A 15,918-nucleotide genomic window follows, 5' to 3' on the forward strand; every position below is an offset into this window, starting at 1 on the left:
GATGAAAAAGGTCTTTGCCGGCATACGCCTTCGCCGTCTGCGCGAGGAACAGCGCCTGACCCAGGCGGCGCTGGCTCGTGCGCTGGGGTTGTCGACCACCTACGTCAACCAGCTCGAACACGACCAGCGGCCCTTGACCCAGACGGTGGTGGACAAGATCCGCGAGATGTTCGGCACCAGCATTCCGCTGGACGAAGACGCCGAGGCACGACTGGCCGGCGAGTTGCGCGACGCCCTGGCGGAGATCGGCGACGGCGTGGCCCAGGCGGAAATCCGCCAGCTTGCCACCACCATGCCCATGCTCGGCCGCGCCGTACTGAATCTGCACCGGCGGTATCGCCAGACCCTGGAGAAATCCGAGGCCTTGGCCGCCGGACTGGAGCAACGTGGCCAATCCATGACGGCGCTGATGCCGCACGAGGAAGTGCGCAATTTCTTTTATGACCGCCGCAACCACATCGCCGAACTGGACGAAGCGGCGGAACACCTGTTCCAGCGCCACGGCCTGAGCGCCGGCAACATGGAACGCGACCTGGAACGGGTGCTGGCCGAAGTGCACGGCATCGCCATCCGCCATCACGACGGCGCCGACCACCGCCGCTTCGACCGCGCCTCCCGCGTACTGATCCTGCCGGCCAACCGCTCGCCCGGACAACAGGCGTTCCAGATGGCGACGCAACTGGCCTTCCTGAGCGTGGGCGCCCGCCTGGACGAACTGACGCGGGCCGGCAACTTCACCGGCCCCGAGGCCCGCGCCCTGGCCCGCATCGGACTGGCCAATTATTTCGCCGGCGCGCTGGTGCTGCCGTACAGCCTGTTCCTGGCCTCGGCCGAGGAACTGAATTACGACATCGACCTGTTGGGCCGGCGCTTCGGCGTCGGCTTCGAGACGGTTTGCCATCGCCTGTCCACCCTGCAACGGCCGCGCTCCCAGGGGGTGCCGTTCTTTTTTGTCCGCGTCGACCGGGCCGGCAACATCTCGAAACGGCAATCGGCCACAGATTTCCACTTTTCGCGCGGCGGCGGCACCTGTCCCTTGTGGAACGTCTATGAAGCCTTCGCCAATCCCGGCCGCATCCTGACCCAGGTGGCGCGCATGCCCGACGACCGCACCTATCTGTGGGTGGCGCGCACGGTGTCGCACCGTTCCGGCGGCTGGGGGGCACCGGGCAAGGATTTCGCCATCGGCCTGGGCTGCGACATCCGCCACGCCCACCGCCTGGTCTATTCCAAGGGGCTGGACCTGACCGACCCCAGCGCCGCCACCCCCATCGGCGGCGGCTGTCGGGTGTGCGAACGCGCGTCGTGTCCGCAACGCGCCTTTCCCGCCATCGGCCGCCCGCTGGCGGTGGACGAGAACCGCAGCCGTTTCGAACCCTATGCCGCCGCCGGGCTTGACACCCCGCCCGCCCCCTCCTACCGTCCCTAGCGGTTACGGTCTTCGGGAACCCAATACCCGGAGCTAAGAGGGAAGCCGGTGCGAAACCGGCGCTGCCCCCGCAACTGTCAGCGGCGAGCCGCCGTCCACCATGGCCACTGGGGCAAGCTCCGGGAAGGCCGGACCAAGGCCACGACCCGCGAGCCAGGAGACCTGCCGCAACCCTTGTCAACGTCGTCGGGCGGGGTGTCCCGGTGGGGTGAGCGTGTCCCAAAGGGACCCGCCTGCTCGGATGCCCGCCTTTCGTCTGCAAAGAGGTGCGCATGCCGGTTCCCGCCGACCAAGACCCCACGGACAACGTCGTCCGCCTGAATTTCACCGCCCGCCCGATGCCGAAGGGCCCGCAAGCCATGGCGCCCTTTTTGCTGGAAGCCCGCGCCGACGGCTGGAAGATGCATACCGGCGGCCGCACGCTGGACGCCGCCGAATTGGCCTCGGCCGCCGACCTGTTGCGCGACATCGCCCGCTCGTTGACCGACATGGCGCGCGAAAGCGCCGGACAGCCGGCCCAGCCCTGCATCGCCGAATTCGTGCTGTACGACACCGGCGGCATCGACCATTGGGTCGCCGACGGCGCCGACCGCACCCGCCTGCGGCTAGGGCTACGCACCGCCATCAGCACCATCCGCGACCCGTAACAAAGCGGCGGGAACCGCCATTTCCCGCCATTTCTCGGCTTCCCCCCACGCGGGGTTGCGAAGCCCGTTACGCATTTTCCCTCAGTCTTAGCCTTGACAGATGGGACACGAGGCGTCATTCATTGCGAATGATAACGCTTCTCAATATTAAATTTCGCTCTCTGCCGCGCGCCATCGGCTCGGCACGCCGCCCCTTGCGGGCCGCCGCCCTTTCCCTTCCTTCTTCGAAAGCTTGAGACATGCCGCAGCCGTTCATCAGAAAGGCTTTGCTGGCCACGTCCGTCGTCGGTCTCACCGTCGCCGCCGGCGTGGCCGTGTTCGTCGCCGCCGAGCGCCAACAGAAGCGGGACCAGGTGACCACCGTGGTCCTGGACGGCAAGACCTGCCAGCCCGCCAACCTGACCGTCCCCGCCGGCCGCAACACCTTCCTGATCAAGAATGTCGGGCCACGCACCATCGAGTGGGAGATCCTCAAGGGCGTCATGGTGATCGAAGAGCGCGAGAACATCCGCGCCGGCCAAAGCCAGACCATGACCGTGACGCTTGAGCCCGGCACCTACGAGATCACGTGTAGCCCGCGCTCCAAGTTCGTCGCCGACCTGCGCGGCAAACTGGAAGTCACCGCCGCCCCCGGCGGCGCCCCAACCAAGCCGACCCCGGCCGAAATGATCGGCGCCCTGGCCGAATACCGTTTCTACGTGTTCGAGGAAGTCAGCGAACTGATGGACAAGACCACCGCCTTCGTCGAGGCGGTCAAGGCGGGCGACGTCACCCAGGCCAAGGCCCTGTACGCGCCGGCCCGTGTCCATTACGAACGCATCGAACCGGTGGCCGAATTGTTCTCGGACCTGGACGGCGCCATCGATTCGCGCGCCGACGACCACGAAAAGGCCGAGACCGATCCCGGTTTCACCGGCTTCCACCGCCTAGAGCACGCTTTGTGGGTGGACGGTTCCACCAAGGACATGGAAGCGGTCGCCGACAAGCTGTTGACCGACGTGGCCGAGCTTCAGTCGCGCGTGCGCAGCCTGGATATCCCGGCCGGCAAGATGGCCGGCGGCGCCGCCCTGTTGCTGGAGGAAGTGGCCGCCACCAAGATTTCCGGCGAGGAAGAACGCTACAGCCGCACCGATTTGTGGGATTTCGCCGCCAACCTGCAAGGTGCGGCCAAGGTGGTCGACCTGTTGCGCCCCATGCTGGTCAAGCTGGACGCGCCGCTGGTGGACAGGATCGACACCAACATGGCCGCCGTCAAAGCCGTTCTCGACCGATACGCCACCCCGGACGGCGGCTTCCAGACCTACGACAAGCTGGCCGACGCCGACCGCGCGGCCCTGCAAGGCCCAGTCACCATCCTGGCGGAAGATTTGTCGCGCCTGCGCGGCACCCTTGGTCTCGATTGAGGAAGCAAAGAAACAGCCATGCTTAACCTGTCTCGCCGTTCCCTGTTGCAAGGCGTCGCCGTCACCGCCGGCGCCGTCCCGCTTGCCGCGACCCTGCCCCGCGCCGCCACCGCCCAGCCGGGCGCCAAGGCCGGAAACGTGCTGCCGTTCCACGGCGTGCACCAGATGGGCATCGTCAACGCGCCGCCCGCCGCCGGCATCCTGGCCTCGTTCTCGGTCCTGGCGCCCGACCGCAAGGAGTTGGAGCGGCTGATGCGTACGCTGACCGAGCGGACGGCCTTCCTGATGGCGGGCGGCACGCCGCCGGCCTTCGACCCGCGCTTTCCACCCGCCGATTCCGGCATCCTGGGCCCGACCATCGTGCCCGAGAACCTGACGGTGACGGTGGCGGTCGGCGAAAGCCTGTTCGACGACCGCTTCGGCCTGCAAAAGCTCAAGCCGGCGCGTCTTCACACCATGACCCGCTTTCCCAACGACGCGCTTGAGGCCGGCATGTGCCACGGCGACGTGCTGTTGCAGATCTGCGCCGACACCCAGGCGGGCTGCATCCACGCCTTGCGCGACATCATCAAGCACACCCCCGATTTGCTGATGCTGCGCTGGAAGATCGACGGCTTCCTGCCGGCCCAGCCGGCCGATGGCACCGCCGAGACGCCGCGCAACCTGTTCGGGTTCAAGGACGGCACCGCCAATCCCGACACCACCAACGCCAAGCTGATGGAAGAGGTGGTGTGGGTCCAGCCCGGCGGCGACGAGCCGGCGTGGACCGCCGGCGGTTCCTATCAGGCGGTGCGGCTGGTGCGTCACTTCGTCGAACGCTGGGACCGCACCCCGCTTCAGGAACAAGAAGCCATCTTCGGCCGCAAGCGCGACAGCGGCGCCCCCATCGGCGGCAAGACCGAACACGAGATTCCCGATTACGCCGCCGATCCCGAGGGCAAGGTCATCCCGCACGATTCCCACATGCGGCTGGCCAACCCGCGTGATCCCGAATCGCGCAAGCACCTGCTCCTGCGCCGCGCCTTCAATTATTCGCGCGGCGTCACCAAATCGGGCCAACTGGACATGGGACTGGCCTTCATCTGCTTCCAGCGCGACCTGGAGGCCGGCTTCATCTATGTCCAAAACCGCCTGAACGGCGAACCGTTCGAGGAATACATCAAGCCGTTCGGCGGCGGATATTTCTTCGTCCTGCCCGGTGTCGCCGACCCGTCCAGCCATTTCGGCCAGGCCTTGCTGGAATCCGCCTGACCGCGCCCCTTTCCCACCACCACAGGAGCTTTCCCGTGATGAAAATGCTTTCCGTCAGCACGGTTCTCGCCGGCCTTTTTCTCGCTTCTCCGGCCATGGCGGCGCCGCCGCCCGAACTGGTCGGCGCGGTGACCGAGTACAAGATCTACGTCTCGGTCGAAACCAAGGCGCTGGTCGAGAAGACCAAGGCCTTCACCGCCGCCGTCAAGGCCGGTGACGTCGCCAAGGCCAAGGCGCTGTTCGCCCCCACCCGCGTCCATTACGAACGGATCGAGCCGGTGGCCGAGTTGTTCGGCGACCTGGACGGCAGCATCGACTCGCGCGCCGACGACCACGAGAAGGCCGAGGCCGATCCTGGCTTCACCGGTTTCCATCGCCTTGAGCACGCCCTGTGGGTGACCGGCTCGACCAAGGGCATGGAAGCGGTGGCCGACCAGTTGCTGGCCGACGTCACCGACCTTCAGGGCCGCATCAAGGGCCTGGCCGTGCCGCCCGAAAAGATGGTCGGCGGCGCCGCCCTGTTGATCGAGGAAGTGGCCGCCAGCAAGATCTCGGGCGAGGAAGACCGCTACAGCCACACCGACCTGTGGGACTTCCACGCCAACGTCGAAGGCAGCGCCAAGATCGTCGATCTGTTGCGTCCCATGCTGGTCAAGACCGACAAGCCGCTGCTGGACAAGGTCGATGCCAACCTGGCCACCGTCAACAAGGTGCTGGCCAAGTACGCCACCAAGGATGGCGGCTTCCAGACCTACGACAAGCTGACCGAGGCCGACCGCGCCGCCCTTCAGGGGCCGATCACCGCCCTGGCCGAGGATCTGTCCAAGCTGCGCGGCACCTTGGGCCTGAACTGATAAAATCTGCTTTCGGCGCCGGCATGCCTTCGCGCATGCCGGCGCTTTTCTTTTTTGCAAACCCGCCTTGACTCGTCCCCATTCCAGGACATAGCCTATCTTGCGTTACGGTTCCCCGGACACCACAACATCCGGGGCTAAGAGGGAAGCCGGTGCGAGACCGGCGCTGCCCCCGCAACTGTCAGCGGCGAGCCTTTGTCCATCATGCCACTGGGGAAACCCCCTGGGAAGGCGGACAGGGGCCGCGACCCGCGAGCCAGGAGACCTGCCGTGACCTGTTTGTCGTCCACGGGCGGGGTGTCCCGGTGGGTCGCCTGCCGCATCCGTGCCGCATCGCGTCCGCAATTCCCCGCTCCATCCCGGAGGGGGATTTTCATGTCGTCCGCGCCCGCCTTTGATTTCGACCGCACCGGCAATCTGGTGCCGCTACGCCCGCGCCAGCAGCACGCCGGGCCGTCGCCGCGCCGCCATCGCCTGGAGCGGCCCGCCCCGTCGGAACTGCGCCTGGACCGCTCGCGCGACGACAAGCTGACCGCTTTCGGCAAGGCCACCCTGGGCGACCGCTATCTGATGCCCGGCGAGGGCATCCAGGACATGTTCGCCCGCGTCGCCTGTGCCTTCGCCGACAATGCCGCCCACGCCCAGCGGCTGTATGATGCCATGTCCAATCTGTGGTTCATGCCCGCCACGCCCATCCTGTCCAACGGCGGCACCACGCGCGGCCTGCCGATCTCGTGCTTCCTCAATTCCGTGCCCGACAGCCTGGACGGCATCGTGGCGGTGTGGAACGAGAACGTGGACCTTGCCTCCAACGGCGGCGGCATCGGCACCTATTGGGGTGGCGTGCGCTCCATCGGCGAGGCGGTAAAGGGCAATGGCGCCACCTCGGGCATCATCCCCTTCATCCGCGTCATGGACAGCCTGACGCTGGCCATTTCCCAGGGCTCGCTGCGGCGCGGCTCGGCAGCGGTTTACCTGGACGTGCATCACCCCGAGATCGAGGAATTCCTGGAAATCCGCAAGGCATCGGGCGATTTCAACCGCAAGAGCCTGAACCTGCACCATGCCATCAACGTCACCGACGAATTCATGGAAGCGGTGCGCGACGACAAGCTGTTCGGCCTGAAAAGCCCCAAGAGCGGCGAGGTGCTGCGCCATGTCAGCGCCCGCGCCCTGTGGCAGAAGATCCTGGAAATCCGCCTGCAAACCGGCGAGCCCTATCTGCTGTTCACCGACACCGTCAACCGGGCGCTTCCCAAGCATCAGCGCGAACTGGGCCTGAACGTGCGCTCGTCCAATCTGTGCGCCGAGATCACCCTGCCCACCGGCCAGGACCATCTGGGCCAGGAACGCACCGCCGTATGCTGCCTGTCGTCGCTGAACATCGAAACCTGGGACGAGTGGGAGCAGGCGCCCGGCTTTGTCGAGGATGTGCTGCGCTTCCTCGACAACGTGCTGTCGCATTTCATCGCCACCGCCCCCGACGGTATGGAGCGCGCGGCCTATGCCGCCATGCGCGAACGCTCGGTGGGGCTGGGGGTGATGGGCTTCCATTCTTTCCTGCAAGCGCGCGGCCTGCCGTTCGAAAGCGCCCTGGCGAAATCGTGGAACCTGCGCATCTTCAGGAAAATCCGGCGCGACGCCGACGCGGCCTCGGTCGATCTGGCCGAGGAACGCGGCCCCTGCCCCGATGCCGCCGAGCGCGGGCACCAGGCGCGGTTCAGCCACAAGCTGGCCATCGCGCCGACCGCCAGCATCAGCATCATCTGCGGCGGCACCAGCGCCTGTATCGAGCCGATTCCGGCCAACGTCTACACCCACAAGACCCTGTCCGGCTCGTTCTCGGTGCGCAATCCGCATCTGTCGCGGCTGCTGGCGGAAAAGGGCCTGGATACGCCCGAGACATGGCAGTCGATCATCGAGCACGAAGGCTCGGTCCAGCATCTGGACGGCCTGAGCGACGACGAGAAACTGATCTTCCGCACCGCCTTCGAGATCGACCAGCGTTGGGTCATCGATCTGGCCGCCGACCGCGCCCCCTATATCTGCCAAAGCCAGTCCATCAATCTGTATCTGCCCGCCGACGCCGATAAATGGGACTTGCATATGCTGCACTGGACGGCGTGGGAGCGCGGCCTCAAGAGCCTTTATTACTGCCGCTCGAAATCGGTGCGCCGCGCCGCCTTCGTCGGCGGCGAGACCAAGGCGAAGGAAACCATGGCCGCACCGCGCACCGATTACGATGAATGCCTGGCTTGCCAGTAAGGGGAATGCACATGAATCTCGGACATATCAATCCCCTGGAGTTGGTCAACACCGGCAAAATCGGGCTGTTGCAAGGCAGCGGTGCCTATAATGTCGAGCGCTATCCCTGGGCCTATGATTTCTGGAAGAAGCAGCAGCAGGTCCATTGGATGGGCGAGGAAGTGCCCTTGGGCGAGGACCTCAAGGATTGGGCGTCCGACCGGGTATCGGACCAGGAGCACAACCTGCTGACCCAGATTTTCCGCTTCTTCACCCAATCGGATGTGGAGGTCAGCGACAATTACCTCAAGCGCTACATGCCGATTTTCCAGCCGCTTGAGATTCAGATGATGATGGCCGGTTTCACCAACATGGAAACCATCCACATCGACGCCTATGCCCTGCTGCTGACCACGCTGGGCATGCCGCAGACCGAGTTTTCCGCCTTCCGCGACTATGCCGCCATGCGCGACAAGGCCGATTACATGCACAGCTTCGGCGTCGGCACGGTGGCCGACGTGTCGCGCACGCTGGCCATGTTCGGCGCCTTCACCGAGGGCATGGCGCTGTTCGCCAGCTTCGCCATGCTGCTGAACTTCCCGCGCCACAACAAGATGAAGGGCATGGGCCAGATCGTCACCTGGTCGGTGCGCGACGAGTCGTTGCATTGCGAGGGCATCATCCGCCTGTTCCACGAATGGAACCGCGAAACCGGCGCGCTGACCAAATCCGTGCGCGACGACATCCTGGACGTGGCGCAGACCATGGTGGGGCTTGAGGAAAAGTTCGTCGATCTGGCCTTCGAACTGGGCGCGGTCGAGGGCATGCGGGCCGAGGACATCAAATCCTACGTCCGTTACGTCGCCGACTGGCGCCTGACCCAATTGAAGCTACCGATCCTTTTCGGTCATTTCCGCGCCACGGAAACCGGCTACGAACAGACCAAGCCCCACCCCCTGCCCTGGCTGGTGGAAATCCTCAACGGCGTCGAACACGCCAATTTTTTCGAACAGCGGTCCACCGAATATTCCAAGGCGGCGACGCAAGGCGCCTGGGACGGTGCCGACGGCGTCTGGGCGGAATTCGACCGCCTGCAAGGAGCGTGAACATGCGTAAAATCCCCACCACCATCATCACCGGCTTCCTGGGCGCCGGCAAAAGCACCCTGGTCCGTCACCTGATGGAACACAATCGCGGCCGCCGCATCGCGCTGATCGTCAACGAATTCGGTGATGTCGGCATCGACGGCAACATGCTGGCGTCATGCGGCGTGGCCGGCTGTACCGAGGACAGCATCATCGAACTGGCCAACGGCTGCCTGTGCTGCACCGTCGCCGACGAATTCCTGCCGGTGATGCAGGCGTTGGTGGAACGCGCCAACCCGCCCGAACACATCCTGATCGAAACCTCGGGCCTGGCCTTGCCCAAGCCGCTGGTCAAGGCCTTTCACTGGCCGGAAATCCGCTCGCGCGTCACCGTCGATGGCGTGGTGGCGGTGATCGACGCCGAGGCCGCCGCCTCGGGGCGCTTCACCAGCACGCCCGAGGAAATGGCCCGTCCCGACCACGACAACCCGCTGGAGGAAGTGTTCGACGACCAGTTGACCTGCGCCGACATGGTGCTGCTCAACAAGGTCGATCTGGTGGACGCCGACGGCCTGGACCGCGCCCAGGCCCGCATGGCGGACAAGCTGCGCCCCGGCGTCAAGGTGGTGGCAACCCGCCATTCCGCCCTTGACCCGGTGGTGGTACTGGGCCTTGACGCCGGAGCCGAGGACGACCTGGACACCCGCCCCAGCCTGCACGACAGCGCCGCCGACCACGACCACGACGATTTCGAAAGCTTCGCCGTCGCCTTGCCCGAGGTCGCGGACCTCGACGCACTGGCCGAACGGCTGCGCCGCACCATCGCCGACCACGACATCCTCAGGCTCAAGGGCTTCGTCGCCGTCCAGGGCAAGGCCGCCCGCCATGTGATCCAAGCGGTGGGCGCCCGCCTGGATGGCTATTACGACCGCCCCTGGGGGCCGGGCGAAGACCGCAAAGGCCATGTGGTGGTGATCGGCCGCAAGGGATTGGCACGGGAAGACATCGCGGCCCGCGTGCAAGGAGACGCCTCCGTCATTACCAACCGATAACGAAATTTCTTTGGCACCCCCCCTGCCCGCACGTTACATTCGGGCAGGGGACATGCACGTGCACCATTCCATCGAAGACCGTATCGCCGTCGAACTCTTGCGCCGTCTGGTCGCCAACGCCACCATTCCCCTGGTGGGCGTATTGCTGGGCACGGTGCTTATCGCCACCACCCATTGGGACACCCGCGACCACGCGCTGATCCTGGGCTGGGCGGCGCTGGTGGCGGTGGCGCTGGTGTTCCGCACCGCGTTGACCCTGTCCATGCGCCGCCGTCTGGAGCACGCGGCGGCCGAGCCCGGAACGCCCCAGCTTTACGCGCTTTCCTTCGCCTTCAGCGGCATCGCCTGGGGCGTGGGCGGGCTTTTGGTCAAGGGTGCCGACCCCATGGCCATGGTCATCACCATCACCGGCATGCAGGCCATGGTAATGGGCGGCGTCGCCACCATCAGCGTGTTCATGCCGGCGTTCTGGGCGTTTTCGATCCCGGCCATGCTGCCACTGGTGGTCGGGCTGGCCCTGATGGGCGGACAGGCCGGATGGGTCCTGACCCTTTACAACGTCATCTTCTTTCTGTTGATGGCCGGCATCGCGCGCCGGGCCCACGCATCGTTGCGCCACGCGCTCAGGCTGGGTTTCGAGAAAGAGGACCTGATCGCCGAGATCAGTTCGGCACACCGCGAAGCCGCCGCCGCCAACCGCGCCAAGTCGCAATTCCTGGCGACCATGAGCCACGAAATCCGCACCCCCATGAGCGGCATCATCGGTCTGGTGCGGTTGATGTTGGAACGCCCCCTCGATCCCGAGCAACACGACCACGCCGACACCATCCGCCATTCGGCCGAGGCGTTGCTGGCGATCCTGGACGACATCCTGGACTTCTCGAAACTGGAGGCCGGCAAACTGAGCATCGAGGCGATGCCGCTCGACCTGCCGCTGCTGATGACGCGGGTGGCCGAACTGATGCGCCCGCGCGCCGAGGACAAGGGATTGTCCCTGACGTTGTCGCTGGCCCCCGACCTGCCGCGCGCCATCCATGCCGACCCCACGCGCCTGCGCCAGATCCTGCTGAATTTGATCGGAAACGCCGTCAAGTTCACCGAACGCGGCGGCGTCTCCATACAGGCGACGGCACAAGACGGCCGCCTGTCCATTGCCGTCGCCGACACCGGCATCGGCATGCCCCCCGAGGTTCAGGCGCGGCTTTTTTCCGAATTCACCCAAGGCGACGGCACCATCGCCCGCCGTTTCGGCGGCACCGGCCTGGGATTGGCCATCTGTCGGCAATTGGCGACGCTGATGGGCGGCACCATCGGCGTGGACAGCCAGCCCGGCCAGGGCAGCACCTTCCGCCTGGACCTGCCGCTGGTGCTGAGCACCCCCGAACGGTTGAACGCCGCCCCGACGGCCGGGCCGGTGCCCGAGTTGCCGGCGCTGCGCATCTTGCTGGCCGAAGACAATCTGGTGAACCAGAAGGTGACGGTCACGCTGCTGACCCGTGCCGGCCATGCCGTCACCGTCGCCGACGACGGCCTGCGGGCGGTTGAGCGGGTCGCCGCCGAGGATTTCGACGTCATCTTGATGGACATGCAGATGCCGGTGATGGACGGGCTCGAGGCGACGCGGCGCATCCGCACCTTGCCCGAGCCGCGCTGCCGCATTCCCATCCTGGCGCTCACCGCCAACGCGCTCAAGGGCGACGACGAACGGTGCCTGGACGCCGGCATGGACGGCTATTTGACCAAGCCGGTCAACGGCCCGGCGCTGTTCACCGCCCTTGGCCGGATGGTGGACGCCTCGACCGTTCCCCATCCCGCCGTCGAGGAAAGCACCTTGGCGCAGATGCTGGCGATCTGCGGCCAGGATGCCAGGGGCATGGTGGACCTGTTCATCCGCGAAGCGTGGAAATCCCACGACGCGCTGATGGCGGCCGACACCCCCGAGGCCATGGCCGCCGCCGCCCACGACCTGAAATCCATGGCCGGGACCATGGGATTGCGCACGCTGCAATCCCTGGCCGACACCATCGAACAGGCCTGTCGCCAGGGGCGGCACCACGACGCCCTTCCCCTGGCCCAGGATTTGCGCCCGGCCCTGGAACGGGCGGTGACGCAACTGGCATAGGCGCGGCTATTTACCGATCAACAAGGCGTTGACCGCGGCCGAGGCCATGGCGCTGCCGCCGCGCCGGCCCTTGACCGTGATGAACGGCACGCCCCCCGCCCGTTCGATCAGCGCCGCCTTGGATTCGGCCGCACCGACAAAGCCGACCGGCGTGGCGACGATCAGCGCGGGACGCGGCGCGCCGGCCTCCAGCATGTCGAGCAGATGGAAAAGCGCGGTCGGCGCGTTGCCGATGGCCACCACCGCGCCGTCAAGATGCGGCCGCCACAAATCGGCGACGGCGGCCGAGCGGGTGTTGCCCATCGCCTCGGCGTGCTTGCGCGTCGCCTCGTCGCGGATCAGGCTGATCACCTGATTGGTCCGGCCATGGCCGGCGGTGACGCCCTGGGCCACCATCTCGCAATCGGCCAGGACCGGAGCCCCCGCCGCCAAGGCGGCACGGCCGGAACGTCCCGCGTCGTCCGACCACACAAGGTCGGCGACCAGGTCGGTCATGCCGCAGGCGTGGATCATGCGCACCACCACCGCCTCAAGGTCGGCGGGAACGCCGCTCAGATCCGCTTCGGCACGGATGGTGGCAAAGGACTGACGATAGATTTCGTGGGCATCGCGAACATAGCTCATGACGAACCTCTTTGCTTAACGCGCATCGGCAACAGCGATGCCGTCCAGTTGGAAACGAATGGGAACGATGATGTCGGCGGCGACCGCCACCCCGCCGCGCCGCGCCGGGGTGAAACGCCAGTTGCGCACCGCCTTCTGCGCCGTTTCGTCCAGCATTTCCGAACCGCTGGACGCAACCACCACGACCGATCGCGGATGGCCCGCGACATCGACCGACACCCGCAACGACACGGTTCCTTCAACTCCGCGACGGCGGGCGGCCAAGGGATAGGACGGCAAGGGATTGTCGTCGTAGCCGGGACGGGCGTCACCCCCCGGCAAGCCGCTTCCCGCTTCCGTACCGCCCGCACCGCCGGTTCCAGAAGCGGTCGCGGCGACGTTTGAAGACGGGTTTGCGCCACCGTCCCCCTCCGACGCCGCCGGCTCGGAAACCGCCGGTGCCGGGGCCGCCGCTTGAGGAGACGGAGCGACCGGCATCGGCGCAGCAGCCGGCTTCGCCGCCTTCCGCGGCTGAGCCTGCGCCTTTGACAACGGCTTCGACTTCACCTGTTCCGGCGGGGAAACCGGGGCCGGCGCGGGCAGGCCGGGCGCCGGATTTGGCGGTTCCGCCGCCGCCAGGACCAGTTCCACCACCATGGGCGCCTCGGTCTCGGCTGGTGGCCGCAACTCGGCCGCCAGCAAGGCGCTTCCCGCCGCCAGCGCGTGGAAGAGCACGGAAAGGGCAGCCCCTTTCCAATCCCTGCTCCGCGTGGTGACGGGAAGCCGCGTCATTCGCCGTCGCCGGTCAGCGCCCTGGCCGGCTCGAACGACACCTTGACGCCGGCGAAGACCCCTCGGCCGCCGGTTTCGGCGTAGCCCCAGGCGCTTTCGTGATAACGGTCGAGAATGTTCTCGACCCGGCCGAACAGTTGGACGGTGTCGTTGATGTCGTAACTGCCGGCCAGATTGAATTCCACGTATTCGCCATGGCGGTTCGGCGGCTGGTCCGCGCTGGTCGAACGGTTTTCCTGGAAGTCCGAGCTATAGACCGTGGACAGGGTCAGGTTGGCGCGCTTTTCCCAAAAGCGCCAGTTGACGTCCACGCCGGCCCGATGCATGGGACGGCGAGCCAGTTCCTCGCCGGACAGCCGGTCATATGCACGAGTGTAGGTGTAGTTGGGATTAAGGGACAGGGATTGGCCGCCGTCATCGAACACCAGATAGTTGAAGAAGGTTTCGATGCCGTAGGTCGTGCCCTTGCCGACGTTCTGATACTGTTTGTCGACGCTGTTGTATTCGATCAGGTTGGCGATGTCGTTGCGGAACCAGGTCAGCCCGGTCTTGGCCCGGCCCGACAGCAATTTCTGTTCGACGCCCACATCCCATCCACGTCCCATTTCCGGCTGAAGCTCAGGATTGGGATTTCCCGACGGATAATGGATCTGATAGAGCAGCGGCGCCTTGAACGTCGTGCCATAGGACGCCTTGAGCGTGGTGTCCGCAGTCACGTGCCAGGCGCCGGAACCGAACCATGTCGGTTGCCAGCCGAACGCCTCGTGATCGTTGCCGCGCCAGCCGGCGGTGAGGTCCAGCACGTCGAACAGATGCGCCTGATGCTGGATCAGCCCCGACAAGGTGGTCATGCTGGCGTCGACCTTTCCGGGACGCTGATAGTTCCTTTGCCGGTACTTGTCCTCGACCCCTTCGAAGATGAAGGTGGTGGTGTGGTCCTTGTGGAAACGCAGGTCGTTCTGCCACGAGGCGTTGACGGTGGTGCTTTCGTAAGAGGCGCACAGCGGCCCGCCGATGGTGCAGCCCGTGGTGGTCCCGCCCATGTTCCATTGGTCGTTCTTCACGCCCGACACGCTGGCGGTCTGGGTCCACGCCTCGTCGAACAGCGACAGCGTGCCCTTGAGGTGGCCGTTGTCCACATGCTTGTGCTTGGACCGCATGGTGTCCATGGTGCCCGGCGTCTTGCTGCCGTCCAGTTCCGACCACATGTCGGTGTGGGAATAGCGCGCCTCGATCTCGCTGTTGTCGGTGGGCGAAACGCCCAGCTTGAGGTGGTAGGTGTTGTTCTGCGACCCATCCTTCTCCGAGCCGTAGCCCCGTTCCTCGGACGCGGTGGACCAGCCGGCGGTGCGATAGCGCGACCAGCCGAAACTGTAGTCGTAGCGGTCGCCGCCGCCGCTGGTCGACACGCTTTCGCGGTTGGTGCCGAAACTGCCCAATTCGCCAAGCGCGGTGACCTTCATCGGCCCCTTGCCCTTTTTGGTGATGATGTTGACCACGCCGCCCACCGCGTCCGACCCCCATTGGCCGGCGGCGGGACCGCGCAACACCTCGATCCGCTCGATGTCGTCGGTCTGCATCCAGTCGAAATCGAAATTGTACATGGTGTCGTGGTAGTTCACACGCTGCCCGTCCACCAGCACCAGGGTATGGTTGGTGTCGGTGCCGCGGATACGGATTTGCGAGGTCGATCCCATGCCGCCCTGGCGGGTGATCGACAGGCCCGGAACGGTCCGAAGCGCGTCCTCGACCTTGGTGATCTGCTTGTCCTCGATCTCTTCCGCCGTGACCACGGTGACCGAACTGCCCACCTGGTCGGCCTTGGTCTTGGTGCGGGTGGCGGTCACCACCACGTCGTCAAGGACGATCGGCGCCTGTTCGGCCCAGGCCGGCGCGACGACGAACGCCGCCGCCACCAACGGCCAGGAACGGGGGCGACGGGGACGAAAAACAGACATGGAACAGCTCCTCTCGATCCGCGAATGGTCATGACGAATGCCGGACAAAGGCACCCGCCGCGTGGTCGCGCGAAGCTGTGAAAAGTTGGAATGGGGCTTGACCAAACCCGCCGGAACCGCCCTTGCGGTCTGCGGTCGTTTTCGATGTCGTTGGTCTTAGCTTGTTTCCGGTCCTCTTTCCCACAGCAGCGCAAAGCGCACCACCACAGGCGAAAGAGCCATACCAAACGGGTGTCCCGCCCGTCGGAAAGGTGATACTCGCGCCGGCAGGTCTCCTGACTCGCGGATTGTCGGAACGCCCCTCGCCTTCCCGGTTTCCCAGTGGCTGATTGAGAGGCCCCTAGCCGCTTACAGTTGCGGGAACAGTCGCGGAATCGCACCGCGTTCCCTCTTGCCCCCCATCACGGGGACCGTCGCTGGGCACAGGAATACCCTTGCGGATTTTAGGGTGTCAAGGGTGCATGCAGGTTGCATCTTG

General features: G+C 65.8%; 12 protein-coding genes and 3 riboswitches. Of the genes, 9 read left to right on the top strand and 3 right to left on the bottom strand.

Annotation, left to right across the window (positions count from 1 at the left end):
• The first annotated feature begins 1 nt into the window (after position 1).
• The 9 genes from G4223_RS01540 to G4223_RS01580 all read left to right on the top strand — a co-directional run bounded on the left by G4223_RS01540 (position 2) and on the right by G4223_RS01580 (position 12,087).
• Positions 2–1,429: a short-chain fatty acyl-CoA regulator family protein gene (locus G4223_RS01540; protein WP_163674083.1), complete on the top strand. Its 1,428-nt coding sequence runs from the start codon at positions 2–4 to the stop codon at positions 1,427–1,429.
• A riboswitch (cobalamin riboswitch) is annotated at positions 1,419–1,613 on the top strand. Its footprint overlaps the gene before it by 11 nt.
• Before the next feature lie 88 nt (positions 1,614–1,701).
• The gene (locus G4223_RS01545; RefSeq protein WP_163674085.1) at positions 1,702–2,076 is read left to right on the top strand and encodes a hypothetical protein; all 375 of its coding nucleotides are present in this window, start codon (positions 1,702–1,704) and stop codon (positions 2,074–2,076) included.
• A 239-nt stretch (positions 2,077–2,315) separates the two neighbouring features.
• Positions 2,316–3,479: an iron uptake system protein EfeO gene (gene efeO, locus G4223_RS01550; protein WP_163674088.1), complete on the top strand. Its 1,164-nt coding sequence runs from the start codon at positions 2,316–2,318 to the stop codon at positions 3,477–3,479.
• Between the two features lie 18 nt (positions 3,480–3,497).
• On the top strand, positions 3,498–4,730 hold the full coding sequence (gene efeB / locus G4223_RS01555) for an iron uptake transporter deferrochelatase/peroxidase subunit (protein WP_163674089.1): 1,233 nt from the start codon (positions 3,498–3,500) through the stop codon (positions 4,728–4,730).
• 38 nt (positions 4,731–4,768) lie between these two features.
• Complete coding sequence (gene efeO, locus G4223_RS01560) at positions 4,769–5,584, top strand: iron uptake system protein EfeO (RefSeq protein ID WP_163674091.1); 816 nt, start codon at positions 4,769–4,771, stop codon at positions 5,582–5,584.
• Positions 5,585–5,675: 91 nt separating this feature from the next.
• Positions 5,676–5,871, top strand: a riboswitch (cobalamin riboswitch).
• A gap of 88 nt (positions 5,872–5,959) precedes the next feature.
• Positions 5,960–7,849, top strand: coding sequence for a ribonucleoside-diphosphate reductase subunit alpha (locus G4223_RS01565; protein WP_163674093.1), 1,890 nt, complete (start codon positions 5,960–5,962; stop codon positions 7,847–7,849).
• Positions 7,850–7,854: 5 nt separating this feature from the next.
• Entirely contained in the window at positions 7,855–8,934 is a 1,080-nt protein-coding gene (locus G4223_RS01570) for a ribonucleotide-diphosphate reductase subunit beta (RefSeq protein WP_420844424.1), read from the top strand.
• A 2-nt stretch (positions 8,935–8,936) separates the two neighbouring features.
• A complete protein-coding gene (gene cobW / locus G4223_RS01575; protein WP_163674098.1) occupies positions 8,937–9,965 on the top strand; it encodes a cobalamin biosynthesis protein CobW in 1,029 nt (342 codons plus the stop codon).
• Between the two features lie 58 nt (positions 9,966–10,023).
• The gene (locus tag G4223_RS01580; RefSeq protein ID WP_163674100.1) at positions 10,024–12,087 is read left to right on the top strand and encodes an ATP-binding protein; all 2,064 of its coding nucleotides are present in this window, start codon (positions 10,024–10,026) and stop codon (positions 12,085–12,087) included.
• A gap of 6 nt (positions 12,088–12,093) precedes the next feature.
• On the opposite strand, the gene G4223_RS01585 is transcribed toward G4223_RS01580, so the two are convergent.
• The 3 genes from G4223_RS01585 to G4223_RS01595 are packed head-to-tail and all read right to left on the bottom strand — an operon-like array spanning position 12,094 to position 15,440.
• On the bottom strand, positions 12,094–12,711 hold the full coding sequence (locus tag G4223_RS01585) for a precorrin-8X methylmutase (protein ID WP_163674101.1): 618 nt from the start codon (positions 12,709–12,711) through the stop codon (positions 12,094–12,096).
• A gap of 15 nt (positions 12,712–12,726) precedes the next feature.
• Positions 12,727–13,425, bottom strand: coding sequence for a TonB family protein (locus G4223_RS01590; RefSeq protein WP_163674103.1), 699 nt, complete (start codon positions 13,423–13,425; stop codon positions 12,727–12,729).
• A 53-nt stretch (positions 13,426–13,478) separates the two neighbouring features.
• Positions 13,479–15,440 carry a TonB-dependent receptor plug domain-containing protein gene (locus G4223_RS01595; RefSeq protein ID WP_163674105.1) on the bottom strand — a complete coding sequence of 654 codons (1,962 nt, stop codon included), beginning with the start codon at positions 15,438–15,440 and terminating at the stop codon, positions 13,479–13,481.
• Between the two features lie 248 nt (positions 15,441–15,688).
• Positions 15,689–15,870: riboswitch (cobalamin riboswitch) on the bottom strand.
• Positions 15,871–15,918 lie beyond the last annotated feature (48 nt).

The sequence above is a fragment of the Magnetospirillum aberrantis SpK genome (assembly GCF_011022235.1).
Classification (GTDB): Bacteria; Pseudomonadota; Alphaproteobacteria; order Rhodospirillales; family Magnetospirillaceae; genus Magnetospirillum; species Magnetospirillum aberrantis.

Bases quoted from the DNA above. Each gene is read 5' to 3' on its own strand.
- G4223_RS01585 (WP_163674101.1), bottom strand. From the start codon at position 12,711: ATGAGCTATGTTCGCGATGCCCACGAAATCTATCGTCAGTCCTTTGCC.
- G4223_RS01570 (WP_420844424.1), top strand. From the start codon at position 7,855: ATGCACATGAATCTCGGACATATCAATCCCCTGGAGTTGGTCAACACC.
- efeO (WP_163674091.1), top strand. From the start codon at position 4,769: ATGAAAATGCTTTCCGTCAGCACGGTTCTCGCCGGCCTTTTTCTCGCT.
- G4223_RS01565 (WP_163674093.1), top strand. From the start codon at position 5,960: ATGTCGTCCGCGCCCGCCTTTGATTTCGACCGCACCGGCAATCTGGTG.
- efeB (WP_163674089.1), top strand. From the start codon at position 3,498: ATGCTTAACCTGTCTCGCCGTTCCCTGTTGCAAGGCGTCGCCGTCACC.
- efeO (WP_163674088.1), top strand. From the start codon at position 2,316: ATGCCGCAGCCGTTCATCAGAAAGGCTTTGCTGGCCACGTCCGTCGTC.
- G4223_RS01540 (WP_163674083.1), top strand. From the start codon at position 2: ATGAAAAAGGTCTTTGCCGGCATACGCCTTCGCCGTCTGCGCGAGGAA.
- G4223_RS01595 (WP_163674105.1), bottom strand. From the start codon at position 15,440: ATGTCTGTTTTTCGTCCCCGTCGCCCCCGTTCCTGGCCGTTGGTGGCG.
- G4223_RS01545 (WP_163674085.1), top strand. From the start codon at position 1,702: ATGCCGGTTCCCGCCGACCAAGACCCCACGGACAACGTCGTCCGCCTG.
- cobW (WP_163674098.1), top strand. From the start codon at position 8,937: ATGCGTAAAATCCCCACCACCATCATCACCGGCTTCCTGGGCGCCGGC.